The organism is Amycolatopsis speibonae (assembly GCF_042647925.1).
Taxonomy (GTDB): domain Bacteria; phylum Actinomycetota; class Actinomycetes; order Mycobacteriales; family Pseudonocardiaceae; genus Amycolatopsis; species Amycolatopsis speibonae.
This window is the reverse complement of sequence record NZ_JBHRWK010000105.1, coordinates 105122-123690: the sequence shown is the minus strand read 5'-3', so window position 1 is coordinate 123690 and position 18569 is coordinate 105122. Positions and strand designations below refer to the sequence as shown.

Genomic DNA, 18569 nt, shown 5'->3' with positions numbered 1-18569 from the left:
AGGACATAATGCGACGCGTGACAACGGCAGCTCCCACCATCAGCCAGCGGGTCCACTCGCTGAACCGGCCGAACATGGTCAGCGTCGGCACCATCGTGTGGCTGTCCAGCGAACTGATGTTCTTCGCCGGACTGTTCGCCATGTTCTTCACCGTGAAGGCGCAGAACGCCACCGGTCAGTGGCCGCCGCCACTGCACGGCGAGCCCTTCGAGTTGAACGTCGCGCTGGCGATCCCGTTCACGGTGATCCTCGTGGCGTCCTCGTTCACCTGCCAGTTCGGCGTGTTCGCCGCCGAAAAGGGTGACGTCTTCGGCTTGCGCCGCTGGTACATCATCACGTTGATCATGGGCGCGATCTTCGTCGGCGGCCAGGGTTACGAGTACCTCCACCTGATCGACGAGGGGATGACGATCCCGTCCGGCCCGTTCGGCACGGTCTTCTTCCTCGCGACCGGGTTCCACGGCCTGCACGTCATCGGCGGGCTCATCGCGTTCGTGTACCTGCTCATCCGCACCAAGCTGAGCAAGTTCACCCCGGCCCAGGCCACCTCGGCGATCGTCGTGTCGTACTACTGGCACTTCGTCGACATCGTGTGGGTGGGCCTGTTCGCGGTGATCTACATCCTTCCGTGAACCAAGCCGCCACCACGACCTATCGGCCTGAACTGACAGCAAGGGTTGCCGCAAGATGACCTCCAGCAAGGACAAGACGGAGCGCCGCTTCCGCAAGCGCTCGAAGGCGCGCAAGCGGTTCGCCGGCGCGCTGGCGCTCGGGATCGCGCTGTTGAGCGTGGGCGGGCTGTACGCCGTTTTCGCTCCGGAGCCGCAGACCGCGCAGGCGCAGGGCGAGTCCGCCCTCCTGCGCGAGGGCGAGAAGCTCTACAACAACACGTGTATCGAATGTCACGGGCCGAAGCTCGAAGGTGTCACCGACCGTGGCCCGAGCCTCATCGGCATCGGCGACGCGGCCGTGTACTTCCAGACCTCGACCGGCCGCATGCCCGCCGTGCGTCAGGAAGCCCAGGCGCAGCGGAAGCCGCCGAAGCTGTCCGAGGCCGAGATCAACGCGCTGGGCGCCTACATCCAGGCCAACGGCGGTGGCGCGCAGCGTCCCACCGAGAAGGGTGACGCGCTGCGCGGCGAGGACGTCGCGCGCGGCAGCGAACTCTTCCGCCTCAACTGCGCCTCCTGCCACGGCTTCACCGGCCGCGGCGGCGCGCTCTCGTCGGGCAAGTTCGCCCCGAACCTGGACCCGGCCACGGAAGAGCAGATCTACACCGCGATGCTCACCGGGCCGCAGAACATGCCCAAGTTCTCCGACCGGCAGCTGTCGCCGGAGGAGAAGAAGGACATCATCGCGTTCGTGAAGTCCGTGAGTGACGGGAACAACTCGCCCGGCGGTAGCTCGCTCGGCGGTATCGGCCCGGCCTCTGAGGGCGCGATCGCGTGGATCGTCGGGATCGCCGCGCTGATCGGCGTGACGTTGTGGATTGGATCGAAGGCATGAGCGCCGAAGGGCCGAAGCCGCCGACAGAGGCGGAGTTGGCGGACATGGATCGCGACCAGCTGGTCAAGCTGGGTACCGCGCTCGACGGTGTCGAGATCGTGGAGTACCCGACGCCGTGGCCGGTCGAGGGGACGAAGGCGGAGAAGCGCGCCGAGCGCGCTGTCGCCCTCTGGTTCGTGCTGGCCGCGATCGCGGGCCTCGCGTTCGTGGTCCTCATCGCGTGGCCGCACTGGTTCGAGTACAAGGAGCCGGGTACGACCGGCTACACCAAGTACACGCTGTACACGCCGCTGCTCGGGATCACGCTCGGCCTCGCCGTGCTCAGCATCGGCATCGGCGCTGTCCTCTACACCAAGAAGTTCATCCCGGCCGAGGTCGCGGTGCAGGAGCGCGGGGACGGCGGGTCGAAAGAGGTCGACAAGGCCACCATCCTCGCCCAGCTGGCCCACTCGGGCAGCCACAGCACCATCGCGCGCCGCTCGCTGATCAAGCGGTCCGCGGGTGCCGGCGCCGGTGTGCTCGGGCTCGCCGTGGCCGCCCTGCCGGTGGCGTCCTTCATCAAGGACCCCTGGAAGGACACCGACGGCCGCGACTCGCTGTGGCACTCGGGCTGGAAGAAGAACTTCCCGGACGAGGTCGTCTACCTGCGCCGCAACACCGGCCGTCCGCACGAGGTCTCCCTGGTCAGGGTCGAGGACCTCGACGCGGGCGCCATGGAGACGGTGTTCCCGTTCCGCGAGTCGGAGCGGGAGGACGAGCACGCCCTGTCCGCCGCCTTCAAGCGGGTCGACAACCCGGTCATGCTGATCCGCCTCCGCCCCACCGACGCCGCCAAGGTCGTCAAGCGGGCGAAGCAGGAGGATTACAACTTCGGCGACTACTACGCGTACACGAAGATCTGCAGCCACGTCGGCTGCCCGACCTCCCTGTACGAGCAGCGGACCAACCGCATCCTCTGCCCCTGTCACCAGTCGCAGTTCGACGCGCTCCACTACGCCAAGCCGATTTTCGGTCCGGCGACACGGCCGTTGGCCCAGCTTCCGATTACAGTGGACAAAGAGGGCTTCCTGATCGCGCGCGGAGACTTCAACGAGGCCGTCGGACCGGCCTTTTGGGAGCGTAAGTCATGAGTTCACTCACCACCCCGACGAAGGGGACGAACCCGGTCGAGAAGGCCGCGGGTGCGGGTGCCAAGTGGGCCGACGACCGGTATCACCTGGCCAAGGGCATGCGGCACCAGATCAACAAGGTGTTCCCGACCCACTGGTCGTTCCTCCTGGGCGAGATCGCGCTCTACAGCTTCATCATCCTGCTGCTGTCGGGTGTGTACCTCACGCTGTTCTTCGACCCCTCCATGGAGGAGGTCGTCTACAACGGCAGCTACACCGGTCTCCAGGGCGTCGAGATGTCGCGGGCCTTCGCGACCACGCTCGACATCTCGTTCGACGTCCGCGGCGGTCTGTTCGTCCGCCAGCTGCACCACTGGGCCGCGCTGATCTTCGTCGCGTCGATGATGGTGCACATGTTCCGGATCTTCTTCACCGGAGCGTTCCGCCGTCCGCGTGAGGCGAACTGGGTCATCGGCGCGCTGCTGCTGGTCCTGGGCATGTTCGAGGGCTTCTTCGGTTACTCGCTGCCGGACGACCTGCTTTCCGGTACCGGTATCCGCGCGACCCTGTCGGGCATCGTGCTCTCGGTGCCGGTCATGGGCACCTGGCTCCACTGGGCACTGTTCGGCGGGGAGTTCCCCGGCAACGAGATCATCCCGCGCCTGTACACGATCCACATCCTGCTGCTGCCGGGCATCATGCTCGCGCTCGTGGGCGCGCACCTCGCGCTGGTCTGGTACCAGAAGCACACGCAGTTCCCGGGCGTGCGCCGCAAGGAGACCAACGTCGTCGGCGTCCGCATCATGCCGGTCTTCGCGCTCAAGGGCGGTGCGTTCTTCGCGCTGGTCACGGGCATCATCGCGCTGATGTCGGGCCTCTTCCAGATCAACCCGATCTGGAACATCGGCCCGTACAACGCGGCGCAGGTCTCGGCGGGTTCGCAGCCTGACTGGTACATGGCCTGGGCCGACGGCATGCTGCGGATCTGGCCCGCTTGGGAGCTCTACCTCGGGAACTACACGGTCCCCGCGGTGTTCTTCCCCGGCGCGGTCGGGATGCCGCTGCTGATCGGGTTGCTGGTGATGTATCCCTGGATCGAGCGAAAGCTGTCCAAGGACACCGCGCACCACAACCTGCTGCAGCGTCCGCGCGACGTCCCGGTCCGTACCTCGCTCGGCATCATGGGCCTGACGTTCTTCGCGGTCATCATGCTCTCGGGCTTCAACGACATCATCGCGTTCGCCTTCGACATCTCGCTGAACGCGACGACGTGGGCGGGCCGGATCGGCGTGCTGCTGCTGCCGCCGATCGCGTACTACATCACATACCGGATCTGCCTCGGCCTCCAGCGGGCCGACCGCGAGGTGCTGGAGCACGGTGTCGAGACCGGCATCATCAAGCGCCTGCCGCACGGTGAGTTCATCGAGATCCACCAGCCGCTCGGCCCGGTGGACGACCACGGTCACGCGATCCCGCTCGAGTACCAGGGCGCGTCGGTCCCGAAGAAGATGAACAAGCTCGGTTCGGCCGGACACGCCGTCGCGGGTTCGACCTGGTCGCCGGACCCGGTCGAGGAGACCATCGCGCTGGAGCGCGCCCGGTCCAACGGGCACGGCTCGAACGGCAACGGCAAGGTCGACGACATCGGCGGTGAGCCTTCGCAGGAGCGCAAGGAGATCACCTCCGGGCACTAGCTTCGACAGAAGTACGTGAAAGGCCCCCTTCCCGCGGGAAGGGGGCCTTTCACGTATCTGCGAGGGAAGCTCAGGCGCCCTCGACGCCGATGTCGAACGCGGACTCGCTGTCGGCCTTCGAATACGAGCGGAACGCGATGTGCGTGACCGTGCTCAGCACGCCGGGTACCTTGCCGATCTTCGCCGGGATCAAATCCGCGAGGTCTTCATGAGCCGCGACGCGGACCGAAGCGATCAGGTCGACGTCGCCCGCGCAGGAGTAGACCTCGCGGACGCCCTCGATGTCCGCGATCGCCTGCGCCGCTTCGGGGATCGCATCGGCCTCGACCTGGATCAGCACGATCGCGGTGATCACTACAGCGCCTCCTACTTCAGTGAATCCGGTGCCGCGATCCTATCCCGCCACCTGCTCCAGCGCCGTCGCGCTCGCCGCCAGGTCGAGCCACTCCCGCCAGCCGCCCGCCACGGCGGCGGGCTCCGCCCAGGGGTGCGTGGTGCGCACGAGCCGGACGCCGGGGCGGGCCAGCCAGCGCAGCAGGATGCGGACCTCCTCCGAGATCGCGCCGAAGAGCGGCCCGGGGCCGGGAATCACCGTCTCCGCCGACGCCACGAGCAGTTCGACCACCGGCATCGGCGGCACCCCGCGCCGCGCGACACCCGCCGACGCGAGCCTGCCGTGCCGGATCACCGCCAGCTCCCAGCCGCCTTTCCCGTCCGGCCCGGCGGCGATCAGCTCCGGGATGCCCGCCAGCGCCGAGAGCCGGTGCGCCCGGCCGACCGCGCGGATCAGCCCGGCCAGCTGGTCGCGGTGCTGGGCGGCCTGTTCGTAGTGCTCGGCCTCGGCGAGCCGGGCCAGCTGATCGGCGGCGGCCCGCAGCGGCCGCCCGTCCGTCCCGGCGATGAGACCGGACACCGCCAGCACGCCGGGCTGGTACGCCTCGATCGTCTGCGTGCCGTCGCACGGCGCTCCGCAGCGGCCGAGTTCGGCGAGGACGCAGGGCTTCCCGTTCGGCGCGGTGGACGAGATGCGCTGGGTGCACGTCCGCAGCCCCGAGGCGCCGGCGAGGGTGTCCGCGGCCGACCGGGCGTCGGTCTGGCTGCGAAAGGGCCCCAGCATGCCGTCTCGTGGCATGCGGACCACCGACAGGCGTGGGAAGGCCTCCTCGGTCAGCGCGACCCACCAGGCGTGCCGTGGGTTCTTGGAACGGCGGTTGTACATGGGCCGGTGGGCGGCGATCAGCCGCAGCTCCCGGACCGCGGCCTCCAGCGCGTGCGCGCATTCGACCGCGTCGACCCGTTCGGCCAGCGCGACCATCTCCCGGATCCGCCCGCGGCTCTCCGATCCGGTGAAGTACTGCCGGACCCGTCGGCGCAGGTCGGACGACGTCCCGACATAGAGGACCTCGTCGCTGGGACCGCGGAACAGGTAGACGCCGGGCCTCGACGGCAGGTGCTCGGCCAGCGTCCGTTTGCGACGCTGGGCCGGGGTGACCTCGGGCATGTAGTCGAGCAGCTCTTCGAGGGTGTGGACGCCGAGGTTGCCCACGCGTTCGAGCAGCGCGTGGAGGACGTCGACGGTGGCACGCGCGTCCGCGAGCGCGCGGTGGTTGGGCGTCGTGCGCGCCCCGAACAACGCGGCCAGCGCGGAAAGCCGGTAGCTGGGCGTCTCGTCACGGGAGATGACCCGGCGGGCGAGCCGGACCGTGCAGACCACGGCGGCCTTGGGCCAGCGGTAGCCGTGGCCCTCGCAGGCCGCGCGCATGAAGCCGGTGTCGAAGGCGGCGTTGTGCGCCACCAGCACGGCACCGGAGATGAACTCGAGGAACGCCGGCAGCACGCGCTCGATGCGGGGAGCGTCGTAGACCATCGCGCCGGTGATGCCGGTGAGCTCGACGATCTGCGGCGGGATCGGCATCCCCGGGTTGACGAAGGTGGCGAACTCGCCGACGATCTCGCCGGCGCGGACCTTGACCGCGCCGATCTCGGTGATCCCGTCCGGGCCGGGTTTCGTCCCGGTGGTCTCCAGGTCGAACACGACGAAAGTGATGTCCCGCAAAGGGGTTCCCAGCTCGTCGAAGGCGAGTTGCGCCGCGCCGGGCCGCCGTCCGGTGTCCATGATCGGGCACAGTAGGGGTGGGCACCGACAATCCCGGGATCCGCACACGCCGTCCCATTGAGCGCGGCCCGAGCCCATGGGGCCTACGCTGGAGCGATGCAACCGCAGCCCGCAGTGCCCGAATCGCCCGAGGACGCCACCGGCGGCCCTTCGGGTGTCGTGGCGTCGGCGGGTGCGGAGGAGACGTCGGAAGAGGTGCCGGCCGAGGGCTGGACGGCCTTGCCGGAGACCGTGCGGGAGCGGATCGCCGAGCTGGCGGCCGCCGCCGTCGGCAAGCTGCCGATCGCCGATGTGCCGAGGCAGCTGCGCCCGGTCGCCAAGTTCGCCCCGGCGAAACGCGCGAAACTCGGCGGGACGGCGTTGCTCGCCGCGTTGGGGGAGTCCTCGCAGTTCCGGGTCGCGGTCACCGAATGGCTGCGCGACCACCGCAAGGACGCCCTCGACCCGAACGCCCCCGATTCCGTCGCCGCCGCGGCCGCCGCCGTGCTGCTGGGCGAGGCCGGTGCGGCTGGACGGGTCCGGCTGGTGGCGAAGAACGCCGAGGAGACGGCGTTGCGCGCCGAACGCGACGCCGCGCTGGCCCGCAACCAGCGGCTCGAAACCGAACTGGCCCAACTGCGCGTGGAACTGCGCGAGGCCAAGGAGATCGCCGGTGGCGCGCGGGGCGAACGCGACGCCGAAGTCGACAAATTGCTGAAGCGCCTGCGGGAACAAGGTGTCCAGCTGCGCCAGGCGAGGGACTCGGTCGCGGAGGCGCACTCCGAACTGGAGAGCGGCGGCGCCGAGCGCGCCGAGGAGATCAAAGCGCTGAAGGCCCAATTGGACCGTGAGAGGCAGCGTGTCGCGACTGAGCGGGCGCGGGCGGAGAAGGCCGTCACGGACGCCGAGATCGCCCGTCAGTCCGCCCGTGAGGCGCGTCAGGCGGACGAAGTCAGGCTCGGGTTGCTGCTGGACACGATCGAAGGCGCAGTCGGCGGGCTGCGCCGGGAACTTTCGGTGAGCGCCCACGGCCAGCGTCCGGCGGACATGGTCCGCGGCGCGACGTCGGGCCTGGGAGCGGGCGGCAAGATCCAGGACGTCACCGCGCTCGACAGGCATCTCGCACTGCCCAATGTGCACCTGATCGTCGACGGCTACAACGTCACGAAGACCGGCTACCCGGAGATGGCGCTTTCCGACCAGCGGGACCGGTTGATCCACCAGCTTTCCGCGCTCGCCGCGCGGACCTCGGCCGAGGTGACCGTGGTGTTCGACGGCGCCGGTGTGCTCTCCGTGCCCGCCGCGGTGCCGCGCGGGGTGCGGGTGCTGTTCTCCGAACGCGGCGTCCTCGCGGACGACGTCATCCGCTCCCTGGTCGCGGCCGAGCCGCCAGGGCGGCCGATGGTGGTCGCGAGCACGGACCGGGCGGTGGCGGACTCGGTGCGGCGGAAGGGCGCGCATCCGGTGCCCTCCGCGGTGCTGGTGTCGCGGCTCAGCCGGGTTTAAGGCTGCGGCAAGGCGTCTGGGCTCGTGAGTGGCGATTCGGATCCGGTGTCTTCGTGCTGGGTGGAAGGTGTGACGGGGGAATATTTCGGACGTTGAACGTCCGGAATATTCCCTTCTCGACTGTCGGCCGGGTGTCCTCGTGACGGTGGAGGATTTGGGACGCTGAACGTCCCGATTCCTCCATCGTCGGCCCGGCGCTCTCCTGAATCGCCACCTTCGCGCAGGTCAGGCGTAGGTAGGCAAATTCCGGTCCGCGCTAACCCGAATCGCCACTCACGACCAACTTGACCCGCGCGACACCTTTGCCTTAACCCCAACAGAACCTCACGAGCACGTCAGGCAGACGACGCGGTTGGCCGCCGGCCGCCACCCCTCCCGGACGAGGACCTCGCGGACCTCGGCCGCGACCTGGCACGGCGAGTTCCGGACGTCCTGCCAGCCGTAGACCAGGCGTGCCCGGCCGGCGAGTTCCGCGGCGTTGTCCCGTCGCCGGTACCGGAACGCGACGGCGGCCATCGCGTGGGTCGCCCGCCCGTCCAGGCGGACGGTCAGGCCCGCCCCGTGCGTGTCGTAGGTGACGTCCTCCCACAACGTCTTCCCGTCGACCTCGACGGCTGTCTGCCGGTCTCCCGGCGGCAGCCCGTGCCTTTCCTCGACCTGTTTCTTGAACTCCACTTCGAGCGCCGGCATGAGACCTCCGGCGACCAGTTCGAGTCCTTGCCGGATTTCGGCGCGGAAGCGGTACGGCGGGCGCATCGAGACGCAGTCCCGCATCTCGGACGCCGGGACTTTGCTTTGGCTCACCAGATCGACGACGACGTTCACCGCCTCGTGCGCGGTGTGCTGGGAAACCGCCAGATCGACGATCGTGTCCGTGAGCTTGGTGCGGGGCGGCCAGGTTTCCGCGGCGGAGTACGGGAGCGCTCGTGACCGGTGCACCTTCACCAGCGGAGGCTGGGAGATCGCCGAACCGGAATAAGGCACGGTGATCTCGATCGGCCCCTCCGCGACCGGGAGGAGATGCCATTCCTCGGCGGCGGTGCGATGGCTCAGCACCGCGTGCCCGCCTCCGTAACGGAGAGCGGCGTGGATTCCGGCCGCCCTCGGGAGAGGACCGGTGAAAGTCGCGTAGACGCGCGGCAGCACGCGCTGCCAGCGCCCCGCGTGCAGATTGGCGACGATGTCCGCCCCGGTGTGTCCGTAGGCCAGGAGTTGGGCTCTGGTCACGATCCCGTGCTGCTCCCGCAGCAGGATCGGCCAGCTCGGTCTTCGGTCGGCCGGGATGGCTTCTTCCGACCAGCGTTTGTGTAGGGGCACCCGTCCACGGTGGCCCGGAAAAGGCGGCCAAAGGGGACCGCGGGCGAAAGTTGTGGATGGACGGGCCGGTTGTGGACAACTCAAGTCTCGTGAGTGGTTAGAAGCGTCCTGCCACTCACGAGCCCGAAACTGTCGGTGGTCGCTCTTAATGTGCACCTCACCACTGAAAGTGAGGAGCCCGAGATGGACGACAAGGCCATCGCCGATATAGCGGACATAGAGACACTCGTCATCGATTGCGACCGATGCGCGGTCCGCGGTGACGCATGTCATGACTGTGTCGTCAGTGTCCTCCTCGGCGCGCCACTCGCGCTCGAATGGGACGCCGACGAGCGGAAAGCGGTCGACGCGCTCGCGGAAGCCGGGATGGTCCCGCGTCTCCGGATGGTCGAGATCGTCGGGCAGGAGCGCCGGAAGTCGGCCTGAGACACGCCGCGACCGGGGCATTCGACGAGTGGTCGATCCGATCGGGTGAACGGTAGGTAGTCGCGACCAGCCCCAGGATGTAACGCCCGTCACAACTTTCCGCTCATGCTGGTCCGAAGGTGTTTCGGCGCATCACGGAGAGTTTTTGCGCCTGCCATGGTGGACGCGGTGCCCGTGGTTTCGTAACCTGTCCGAGATCTCGTGGCCGGAAGTCGTCGCCAGACGACGACACGGGATCGCCACTGAAGCAGCTTTGTCGGGGAGCTGCACCAGAACCAGCCGTGCGCCAAACCTGTTGCGATAGCACTCGGCCAGGCGCAAGGCGGGAACGCGGGGAACCGCGCGGACCTCACGGTCGGCGACGCGGCTTCGCGGAAGAGGGCCCCCGACCTCTTCGTCCCGGGTTCTGCGTCGGTGGCCGACAGCAAAGGAGACACGCGCGACCGTGCAGTCGCATCCAGTCAAGCGCGTGGTGTCAGGAGCTTTGGCCGCGGCCGCGGTGATCACCGCAGTAACGGTCGCCCAGCCTGTTGCCACTGCAGCCCCAGCCCCCGCCCCCCAGCAGCCCCCTTCCGGCTCGGACGCCCTCGCCAAGTACCGCGACCTCGCGGCACAGGCCGAGAAGGCGAACGAAGACCTCCTCAAGGCGAAGGACGACCTCGCCGCGAAGCAGGGTGAGCTCGACAAGGCCACCACCGACGCCGCCTCCGCCAAGGACCTCGGTGTCAAGGCGGCCGGTGACGAGAAGACCTTCCAGACCGAGGTGAACAAGTTCGCCGGCGCGTCGTTCACCAGCGGTGTGCAGCTGAACAAGCTGTCCTCGCTGCTGTCGGGCGCGTCGACCCAGGATTTCCTGGAGCGCTCCTCGGCGCTCGAGGTCCTCGCCGCGAACAAGAACACCGCCCTGAACAACCTGAGCGGCGCTGTCGCCCAGTCCGCGGCCGCCGCGAAGCAGGCGTCGGACGCTCAGGGCGCGGCCACCGCCGCCCGTGACACCGCCGCCAAGCTGACGACGGACATCGAGGCGCGCAAGAAGACGCTGGACGACCAGCTCAAGGAGATCCAGCGGGCCAGCGGCAACCTGAGCGCCGCGGACAAGAACGCCCAGAAGGACAAGGGCGGGGCGTTCCCCAACCTGCCCGCTCCGGGTCCCGCCGCCGCGTCGGCTCTCTCGGCCGCGAAGAGCAAGCTCGGCAGCCCCTACGGCTGGGGCGATGTCGGCCCGTCGTCGTTCGACTGCTCGGGCCTGATGCTGTGGGCGTACAAGCAGGCGGGGGTCAGCCTGCCGCGGTCCAGCCGTCAGCAGTCGACCTTCGGCGCCCCGGTGCAGAGGTCGCAGCTCCAGCCGGGCGACCTGGTGTTCTACAACTCGCCGGTTTCGCACGTCGGCATGTACGTCGGCAACGGCATGATGGTGCACGCGCCGACCACCGGTGACGTCGTCAAGGTGTCGCCGCTGCAGAACAACTACGTCGGAGCCCGTCGCCCGACGGCCTGACGAACAGCGAGAAAAGGGGCGGTACCGCGCAGGCGGTGCCGCCCCTTTCGCGTGTCCGGCGCCCAGTAGCCTGCAGTGGTGCTGAGGACCCTGCTGGTGACCAACGACTTCCCGCCCCGGCCGGGCGGCATCCAGAACTACCTGAACTCGCTGGCCACCCGCCTGCCCGCGGACGACCTCGTCGTCTACGCCCCGTCCTGGGAATCGAGCACCGGTTCACACGGCGAGTTCGACGCCGCCGCGCCGTTCGAGGTGGTGCGCCATCCGACGTCCCTGATGCTGCCGACACCGGACGTGCTCAAGCGGGCGAAGGAGATCATGCGGGCCCGCGAGTGCGAGGCCGTCTGGTTCGGCGCCGCCGCGCCGCTCGCGTTGCTGGGGCATCCGCTGCGGGCGGCGGGCGCCCGCCGGGTGCTGGCGTCGACGCACGGCCACGAGGTCGGCTGGTCGATGCTCCCGGGTTCCCGGCAGGCGTTGCGGCGGATCGGCGACACCGTCGACGTGATCACGTACGTCAGCAAGTACACCCGCTCCCGGTTTTCGGCCGCTTTCGGCCCGATGGCGGGTCTGGAGATGCTCCCGTGCGGCGTCGACACCGCGCTCTACCGGCCGGACGACGCCGCGGGCAAGGAGATCCGCGATCGGCACGGTCTCGGCGACCGTCCGACGATCGTCTGCGTCTCGCGGCTGGTGCCGCGCAAGGGTCAGGACATGCTGATCAGGATCCTGCCCGAACTCCGCAAGCAGATCCCGGACGTGGCGCTGCTGATCGTCGGCGGCGGCCCGTACCGCAAGACGCTCACCGGGCTCGTCGAAGCGCTGGGGGTCGAGGACAGCGTCGTCATCACCGGATCGGTGCCGTGGAAGGAACTGCCCGCGCACTACAACGCGGGCGATGTCTTCGCGATGCCGGCGCGGACGCGCGGGAAGGGACTCGACGTCGAGGGCTTGGGCATCGTGTACCTGGAGGCTTCGGCGACCGGGCTGCCGGTCGTCGCCGGGAACTCCGGCGGTGCGCCGGAGACGGTGCTGGACGAGGTCACCGGGCATGTCGTCGACGGCCGTGACGAACAGCAGCTGAGGGAGACGCTGGCCGCGTTGCTGGCCGATCCGGTGCGGGCGCGGCGGATGGGGGCCGCCGGTCGCGAATGGGTCGCCGAGAACTGGCGGTGGGACACCATGGCGGGCAGGCTTTCCGGCCTGCTCGACGGCGATCCGGTCGCGGCGGTGCGCTGAGGAGTCAGGGCTCGTAGCGCGCCGGGTGCTTCGGGTCGTCGACGCGGATCACCACGTCGGACAGCGACACCGGGTCGACTTCCTGTTCGTAGCGTTCGTAGGCCGGGAGCGCCCATTCGTCGGGTACGCGCCGTTTGAGCGCGGCGGGCGAGAGCCACAGGTGCACGCTCAGGTCGAAGGCGAGTCCCGCGCCGAACAGGAATTCGCCGTCCAGCACGACGACGCCGCCTTCGGGCAGTTCGACGCGTTCGGCGCGGGTGGCGCGATCACGCACCGGGTCCCACAGCGAGGGCAGGACCCGGCCGCTGCCGTCCTCGGCGAGCGGGTCGAGCACCTCGCGGCGCAGGGCACCGAGGTCGAGCCAGTCGCTGTAGCGCGAGTCCGGATCCTCTTTGCCGCGTTCGAAGCGCAACGAGGCGGGGCGGAGGAAGTCGTTCGCCGAGATCCGCAGCGCCGCGTGACCGGCGACCCGCAGGGGATCCACCAGGGCGTCGGCGAGTTCTGTGGTGTCTGTCGCACCGGCCGCGCCGTCGACGGCGACCGCGATCCGGCGGCGGTCCGTGATCGCCGTGATGCGTTCGGTCAGTTCGGAAATCAGCAGAGCGGGAGAAATCGGACGGTAGCGCACAGAAAGAGATCCTCCACCCGGACCGGTGACTGTCGCACGGTACACCCGATGGGATGATGGGCCGGTGACCAAAGCAGTGGCCAAAACAGCCGGAAGTGGTTGGCAGGTAGGCGTTTCCCAAACGGTGCCGGGCAGCGGCGCACAAGTGTGGGACTTCCTGGTCGGACGCGAGGGTGTGGAGATCTGGCTCGGTCCGGGCGCCGAACTCGGCGGCGAGCCGGGGACGGCGTACGAGACGGCCAACGGGACGACAGGTGAGATCCGCGGCCGTTCCGAGGGCACCGAACTCCGGCTGACCTGGCGGCCGAAGGACTGGGACCACGACTCGACCCTGCGGATCACGGTGAGCGGCACCGAGCAGAAGACCACGCTACGGTTCCATCAGGAATGGCTCGCGGGCGCCGACGAACGCGAAGAACAGCGGGCATACTGGTCCGAAGTGACCGAGCGGGTGGTGGCCGCGCTGGCCGAACGCTGACCGGCGCGCAGGGGGAGGCGTACCGATGGTGGCAGCCGAAGAAGTCACGACCCTGGGCTGGGATTTCGTCCAGGAATCGCACCGGGTCTCCGCACTGCTGCGGGAAGACGGCGGGGTCCGGAAGGTGCGCATGCCCCGCGGCCTGGAGGTCTGGGTCGTCACCGGGTACGCCGATGCCCGCGCTGTGCTCGCGGATCCCCGCGTGGGCAAGGACACGGCCGAGGTCCGGCGCCTCTTCGAACGCGACGGCTTCGAATCCGCCGGTGACGGCGCCGTCCGCGCGCTGAACGGGCATATGCTCAACTCCGACCCGCCGGACCACACGCGGCTGCGGAAACTGGTCAACCAGGCCTTCACCTCGCGCACCGTTTCCCGCCTGCGGCCTAGGATCGAGCAGATCGCCGCGGAACTGCTGGACGACATCGGTGACGCCGAACGCGTCGACCTGCTGCCCGCCTTCGCCGTCCCGCTGCCGATCCGGGTGATCTGCGAACTGCTCGGCGTGCACGCGGGCGATCAGCCGGAGTTCGCGCGGTGGTCGAACACGATGCTCGCCTGGTCGACGCCGGAGGAACTCCAGGCGGCGGCGGCGAAGATGCACGGGTACCTCGTCGGCCTCATCGAGGAAAAGCGCGCCGAACCAGCCGATGACCTGCTTTCGGGCCTGATCAACGCCAGTGACGAGGGTGACTCGCTCTCCGGGGAAGAACTGCTGTCAATGTCGTTCCTGCTGCTGGTGGCGGGATTCGAGACCACGGTCAACCTCATCGCCAACAGCGTGTTCGCCCTCCTGTGCGAACCCGATCAGCTCGCCACGCTGCGCGCCGATCTCACGTTGCTGCGCGGAGCGGTCGAGGAGTTCCTGCGCTACGACGGCGCGATCCACTTGGCGACCATCCGGTTCACCAGGGAACCCGTCCGGGTCGGCGACGTCGAGATCCCGGCGGACGAGTTCGTGCTCGTCTCCCTGCTCGGCGCGAACCGGGACGCCGAGCGGTTCGAAGACCCGCAGCGGCTGGACGTCACCCGGCAGGCGACCGGGCATCTCGCGTTCGGGCACGGGATCCACCACTGCGTCGGCGCCCCGCTGGCCAGGCTGGAGGCCGAGATCGCGCTGCGCGGCCTGCTGGAGCGGTTCCCGGACCTCGGCCTGGACGCCGACCCGGAAACCTTGCGGTGGCGGGAAAGCACCCTCGTCCACGGCCTCGAAACCCTCCCTGTTCGCCTGCGCTGAGCGGGGCGTGTCGTAGGGTCGCCGGATGGACGCCGCCGAACTCCTCGCGCTCGACGCGGAACACGTCTGGCACCCGTACGGGCCGATGCCGAGCACGATCGACTCCCTGCTGGTCCGCGAGGCGAACGGCGTCCGGCTCACCCTCGACGACGGCCGCGAACTGGTCGACGGCATGTCGTCCTGGTGGGCGGCGATCCACGGCTACCGGAACCCGGCGCTGGACGCGGCGCTGGCCGAGCAGGCGGGCCGGATGAGCCACGTGATGTTCGGCGGGCTCACCCACGAACCGGCCATCAGGCTGGCGAAGACGCTGGTCGACCTCGCCCCGGACGGCCTGCGGCACGTGTTCCTGTGCGACTCCGGGTCGGTGTCGGTCGAGGTCGCCGTCAAGATGTGCCTGCAGTACTGGCAGTCGGTGGGGCGCAAGGAAAAGCGGCGCCTGATGACCTGGCGCGGCGGCTACCACGGCGACACGTTCACGCCGATGAGCGTCTGCGACCCCGAGGGCGGGATGCATTCGCTGTGGCGCGGCATCCTGCCGGACCAGCTGTTCCTGCCCAAGCCTCCCGGCGGGTTCGGCGACGAGCCGGATCAGGCCTACCTGGACCTGCTCGCGGCCGAAATCGAGCGGCACGCGGGCGAACTCGCCGCGGTCATCGTCGAGCCGGTCGTGCAGGGCGCCGGCGGGATGCGGTTTCACCCGCCCGCGTACCTGCGCGCGCTGCGCGAGATCACCGAGGCCAACGGCGTCCTGCTCATCTTCGACGAGATCGCCACCGGGTTCGGCCGCACCGGCCGGATGTTCGCCGCCGAGCACGCCGGGGTCACCCCGGATGTCCTGTGCCTGGGCAAGGCGCTGACCGGCGGTTACCTGACGATGGCGGCGGCGTTGTGCACGCCGGAGATCGCCGACGGGATCTCGCGCGGCGAATTGCCGGTGCTGGCGCACGGCCCGACGTTCATGGCGAACCCGCTGTCCTCGGCCGTCGCGAACGCCTCGCTGGGGATCCTGGCCGAAGGCGGCTGGAAGTCCGACGTCCCGCGGATCGAAGCCGCGCTGAAGGCCGGTCTCGAACCGGCTCGCGAGCTGCCGTCGGTCGTCGACGTGCGGGTGCTCGGTGCCATCGGCGTGGTGGAATTGGACCACCCGGTGGACATGGCCGTCGCGACCGAGATCCTCACGGGGAACGGGGTCTGGCTGCGCCCGTTCCGGAACCTGATCTACACGATGCCGCCCTACGTCACCGACGCGGAAGACCTCGCGACGATCACCTCGGCCGTGGTCGCGGCCGCGCAAAAAGCCTGAAGCGGACCAAATTCAGCCTAAAGAGTGTGACGGCGGCCACAGCAATCCGGAAAGGCCACGCTGGGTACAGAGCGTGGTCGCGGGCTGATCCCGGTCAAGCGAACGGGCGAGTCCGATCGGGACCCCGTCCGGGTGTTTTGTCGGGAAAAGGTGTTATGCCCTAGTTCTCTGGCGCACAAGCAAACCTGAGAAACCTTTGCGTAGCGGACTTTTGCGCGCCGATCGGGTTTCCTGCCCCCATGATCGACATCGTTGGTGACGAGCACGACACCGGGCCCCCGGGCCGCCGCGACAACCCCGCATCGACCCTCCTGAAGAACCTTCGCCACGACCTCCCGGCTTCGGTCGTCGTCTTCCTCGTGGCCGTCCCGCTCTCGCTCGGCGTCGCACACGCCGCCGGAGCCCCCTTGCTCGCCGGACTCGTCTCCGCCGTCGTCGGCGGACTCGTCGCGAGCTTCTTCGGTGCTTCCGTCCTTCAGGTCAGCGGTCCGTCCGCGGCGCTGACCGTCGTCCTCGCGGAGACCATCGCCACCTTCGGCTGGGCCGCCACCTGCGCGATCACCGCCGCCGCGGGTGTGGTCCAGATCCTCTTCGGCGTCAGTCGCGTCGCACGGGCCACCCTGGCGATCTCGCCTGCCATCGTGCACGGCCTGCTCGCCGGGATCGGCCTGATCATCATCCTCGGCCAGCTGCACGTCGTGCTCGGCGGAGCCGCGCAGGGTTCCACGATCGCGAACATCGTCGCGCTGCCGGGCCGCATCGTCGGCCACCACGACCAGGCCGCGGTGGTCGGCGTGGTCACCGTCGGTGTCCTGCTGGCGTGGACCCGGATGCCGCGTTCGGTACGCCGCGTCCCCGGCCCGCTCGCCGCCGTCGCGCTGGCGACCGGCCTTTCCGTCGCGGCGGGCATGGACCTGCCGCGCGTCGACCTCCCGAACGGCTTGCCAGGGCTGGGTTTCGTCCCCGAAGCGCCGTCCGGGTCCTGGGTGGCGATCATCGCCGCCGTGCTCACCATCGCGCTCATCGCCAGCCTGGAGAGCCTGCTTTCCGCCGTCGCCATCGACAAACTGCGCGACGGGCCGCGCACCGACCTCAACCGCGAACTGATCGGCCAGGGCCTGGCCAACGTCGCCGCCGGATCGCTCGGCGGGTTCCCGGTCACCGGCGTCGTCGTGCGCACCATGACCAACTTCGAAGCGGGCGCCCGGACCCGGATGTCGGCGATCCTGCACAGCGTCTGGATCCTCGGCTGCTGTCTGTTCCTGGCGGGCGCGCTGCGGCAGATCCCGCTCGCCGCGCTCGCCGGTCTCCTCGTCTATGTCGGCGCCAAACTCGTCAACGTCACCAGCCTCCGTGAGGTCCGCCGCCACGGCGACCTGCCGGTCTACCTCGCGACCCTGCTCGGCGCGGTCGCCGTCAACCTGCTCACCGGGGTCGCCGCGGGGATCGCGGTGGCGCTCGCGCTGATGCTGCGCCGGATGCTGTTCTCCGGGATCCACGTCGAACAGGACGGTCCGCGGACCCGTGTCGTCATCGAAGGCGCGCTCACTTTCCTTTCCGTGCCAAGGCTCACGACCGTCCTGGCCGAAGTCCCCGAGCGTTCGGAAGTGACACTGGAACTGTTCGTCGACTACCTCGACCACGCCGCTTTCGACTGCCTGCGCGGCTGGCAGCGCACGTACGAACGCGCCGGGGGAGTCGTGATCGTCGACGAGGTCGGGCATCCGTGGTTCGAACGAGGCAAGGCCGGGATGCCGACCGTGCGGCGCGGCGTCGCGTCCAGGGTGGTGCCGCGCTGGCTCGCGCCGTGGTCGGAATGGCAGGCCGAACACCTCGAACTGCCGAGCCAGCGAGGCGGCAGTGTCCCGTTGTGCCGTGGCGCTTCGGAATTCCAGCGGCGGACCGCGCCGCTGCTGCGGAGCACCTGGGACGGGCTGGCGAACGGCCAGCAGCCGCACACGTTGTTCGTCACCTGTGGCGACGCGCGGATCGTGCCGAACCTGATCACCACCAGCGGCCCGGGTGACCTGTTCACCGTGCGGAACATCGGGAACCTCGTCCCGCACGCCGGCGCCGAAGCGGATTTCTCGGTGGGGGCGGCGATCGAGTACGCCGTCGGTCTGCTGCGGGTGCGGGAAGTGGTGGTGTGCGGGCATTCCGGCTGCGGGGCGATGAAGGCGTTGCTCGGCGACGCGCCCACCGGGCTCGTGCACCTCGGCGGCTGGCTGCGGCACGGCGAGGCGACGATGCGGCGCAGGGAAAGCGAAGGGCCGGTGCTGCTCGACGGCGCCCGCCCCCCGCAGGAGGGTGATCGGCTCGCCCTGCACAACGTGGTGCAGCAGCTGGAGAACCTGCGTTCGTACCCGGTGGTCGAGGCCGCGCTGGCCCGCGGCGAACTCCGGCTCACGGGGATGTACTTCGACGTCGGGAAGGCGAACGTGTACCTGCTCGACGCGGCGCACCGGTCGTTCACCTCGGCGGCCTCACCGGTGAAGTCCTGAGTCGTGAGTGGCAAGTGTCGTTCTAACCCCACTTG

General features: G+C 69.3%; 16 protein-coding genes. 12 read left to right on the top strand and 4 right to left on the bottom strand.

Annotation, left to right across the window (positions count from 1 at the left end; translation table 11 throughout):
• The first annotated feature begins 8 nt into the window (after window positions 1-8).
• Genes ctaE through qcrB form a run of 4 tightly spaced genes read left to right on the top strand, consistent with a single transcriptional unit; the run spans window position 9 to window position 4309 of the window.
• The gene (gene ctaE / locus ACFOSH_RS41380; RefSeq protein ID WP_005164165.1) at window positions 9-632 is read left to right on the top strand and encodes an aa3-type cytochrome oxidase subunit III; all 624 of its coding nucleotides are present in this window, start codon (window positions 9-11) and stop codon (window positions 630-632) included.
• Window positions 633-687: 55 nt separating this feature from the next.
• Window positions 688-1506 (top strand): cytochrome bc1 complex diheme cytochrome c subunit, encoded by an 819-nt coding sequence (gene qcrC, locus ACFOSH_RS41375; RefSeq protein WP_378246794.1) that lies wholly within the window; start codon window positions 688-690, stop codon window positions 1504-1506.
• Window positions 1503-2636, top strand: a complete 1134-nt coding sequence (gene qcrA / locus ACFOSH_RS41370; protein WP_378246792.1) for a cytochrome bc1 complex Rieske iron-sulfur subunit — start codon at window positions 1503-1505, stop codon at window positions 2634-2636. Before qcrC ends, qcrA begins: the two co-directional genes overlap by 4 nt.
• Window positions 2633-4309 carry a cytochrome bc1 complex cytochrome b subunit gene (gene qcrB / locus ACFOSH_RS41365; RefSeq protein WP_378246790.1) on the top strand — a complete coding sequence of 559 codons (1677 nt, stop codon included), beginning with the start codon at window positions 2633-2635 and terminating at the stop codon, window positions 4307-4309. Before qcrA ends, qcrB begins: the two co-directional genes overlap by 4 nt.
• A gap of 70 nt (window positions 4310-4379) precedes the next feature.
• On the opposite strand, the gene ACFOSH_RS41360 is transcribed toward qcrB, so the two are convergent.
• Entirely contained in the window at window positions 4380-4664 is a 285-nt protein-coding gene (locus tag ACFOSH_RS41360) for an Lrp/AsnC family transcriptional regulator (RefSeq protein WP_005154220.1), read from the bottom strand.
• Between the two features lie 39 nt (window positions 4665-4703).
• Window positions 4704-6425 carry a DEDD exonuclease domain-containing protein gene (locus ACFOSH_RS41355; RefSeq protein ID WP_378246788.1) on the bottom strand — a complete coding sequence of 574 codons (1722 nt, stop codon included), beginning with the start codon at window positions 6423-6425 and terminating at the stop codon, window positions 4704-4706.
• Between the two features lie 96 nt (window positions 6426-6521).
• Here ACFOSH_RS41355 and ACFOSH_RS41350 point away from each other — a divergent pair, with 96 nt between their 5' ends.
• Window positions 6522-7910 carry an NYN domain-containing protein gene (locus ACFOSH_RS41350; RefSeq protein WP_378246786.1) on the top strand — a complete coding sequence of 463 codons (1389 nt, stop codon included), beginning with the start codon at window positions 6522-6524 and terminating at the stop codon, window positions 7908-7910.
• A 324-nt stretch (window positions 7911-8234) separates the two neighbouring features.
• Here ACFOSH_RS41350 and ACFOSH_RS41345 read toward each other — a convergent pair whose 3' ends face one another.
• Complete coding sequence (locus tag ACFOSH_RS41345) at window positions 8235-9227, bottom strand: hypothetical protein (protein WP_378246784.1); 993 nt, start codon at window positions 9225-9227, stop codon at window positions 8235-8237.
• A gap of 183 nt (window positions 9228-9410) precedes the next feature.
• Here ACFOSH_RS41345 and ACFOSH_RS41340 point away from each other — a divergent pair, with 183 nt between their 5' ends.
• The 3 genes from ACFOSH_RS41340 to ACFOSH_RS41330 all read left to right on the top strand — a co-directional run bounded on the left by ACFOSH_RS41340 (window position 9411) and on the right by ACFOSH_RS41330 (window position 12387).
• On the top strand, window positions 9411-9653 hold the full coding sequence (locus ACFOSH_RS41340) for a hypothetical protein (protein WP_364214220.1): 243 nt from the start codon (window positions 9411-9413) through the stop codon (window positions 9651-9653).
• Window positions 9654-10098: 445 nt separating this feature from the next.
• Window positions 10099-11151 (top strand): C40 family peptidase, encoded by a 1053-nt coding sequence (locus ACFOSH_RS41335; RefSeq protein ID WP_378246781.1) that lies wholly within the window; start codon window positions 10099-10101, stop codon window positions 11149-11151.
• Window positions 11152-11229: 78 nt separating this feature from the next.
• On the top strand, window positions 11230-12387 hold the full coding sequence (locus ACFOSH_RS41330) for a glycosyltransferase family 4 protein (protein ID WP_378246779.1): 1158 nt from the start codon (window positions 11230-11232) through the stop codon (window positions 12385-12387).
• 4 nt (window positions 12388-12391) lie between these two features.
• Here ACFOSH_RS41330 and ACFOSH_RS41325 read toward each other — a convergent pair whose 3' ends face one another.
• Window positions 12392-13015, bottom strand: a complete 624-nt coding sequence (locus ACFOSH_RS41325) for a uridine kinase (RefSeq protein ID WP_378246777.1) — start codon at window positions 13013-13015, stop codon at window positions 12392-12394.
• A 124-nt stretch (window positions 13016-13139) separates the two neighbouring features.
• On the opposite strand from ACFOSH_RS41325, the gene ACFOSH_RS41320 reads away from it, so the two are divergent.
• From ACFOSH_RS41320 to ACFOSH_RS41305, 4 genes are all read left to right on the top strand, one after another.
• Entirely contained in the window at window positions 13140-13493 is a 354-nt protein-coding gene (locus tag ACFOSH_RS41320) for an SRPBCC domain-containing protein (RefSeq protein WP_378246906.1), read from the top strand.
• A gap of 25 nt (window positions 13494-13518) precedes the next feature.
• Window positions 13519-14727, top strand: a complete 1209-nt coding sequence (locus ACFOSH_RS41315) for a cytochrome P450 family protein (RefSeq protein ID WP_378246775.1) — start codon at window positions 13519-13521, stop codon at window positions 14725-14727.
• Window positions 14728-14752: 25 nt separating this feature from the next.
• On the top strand, window positions 14753-16033 hold the full coding sequence (locus ACFOSH_RS41310) for an adenosylmethionine--8-amino-7-oxononanoate transaminase (RefSeq protein ID WP_378246773.1): 1281 nt from the start codon (window positions 14753-14755) through the stop codon (window positions 16031-16033).
• Window positions 16034-16272: 239 nt separating this feature from the next.
• Window positions 16273-18534, top strand: a complete 2262-nt coding sequence (locus tag ACFOSH_RS41305; RefSeq protein WP_378246771.1) for a bifunctional SulP family inorganic anion transporter/carbonic anhydrase — start codon at window positions 16273-16275, stop codon at window positions 18532-18534.
• Window positions 18535-18569: the final 35 nt, after the last annotated feature.

Coding starts and splice junctions, on each gene's coding strand:
- ctaE (WP_005164165.1), top strand. CDS start 9: ATGCGACGCGTGACAACGGCAGCTCCCACCATCAGCCAGCGGGTCCAC.
- qcrC (WP_378246794.1), top strand. CDS start 688: ATGACCTCCAGCAAGGACAAGACGGAGCGCCGCTTCCGCAAGCGCTCG.
- qcrA (WP_378246792.1), top strand. CDS start 1,503: ATGAGCGCCGAAGGGCCGAAGCCGCCGACAGAGGCGGAGTTGGCGGAC.
- qcrB (WP_378246790.1), top strand. CDS start 2,633: ATGAGTTCACTCACCACCCCGACGAAGGGGACGAACCCGGTCGAGAAG.
- ACFOSH_RS41355 (WP_378246788.1), bottom strand. CDS start 6,425: ATGGACACCGGACGGCGGCCCGGCGCGGCGCAACTCGCCTTCGACGAG.
- ACFOSH_RS41350 (WP_378246786.1), top strand. CDS start 6,522: ATGCAACCGCAGCCCGCAGTGCCCGAATCGCCCGAGGACGCCACCGGC.
- ACFOSH_RS41340 (WP_364214220.1), top strand. CDS start 9,411: ATGGACGACAAGGCCATCGCCGATATAGCGGACATAGAGACACTCGTC.
- ACFOSH_RS41315 (WP_378246775.1), top strand. CDS start 13,519: ATGGTGGCAGCCGAAGAAGTCACGACCCTGGGCTGGGATTTCGTCCAG.
- ACFOSH_RS41310 (WP_378246773.1), top strand. CDS start 14,753: ATGGACGCCGCCGAACTCCTCGCGCTCGACGCGGAACACGTCTGGCAC.
- ACFOSH_RS41305 (WP_378246771.1), top strand. CDS start 16,273: ATGATCGACATCGTTGGTGACGAGCACGACACCGGGCCCCCGGGCCGC.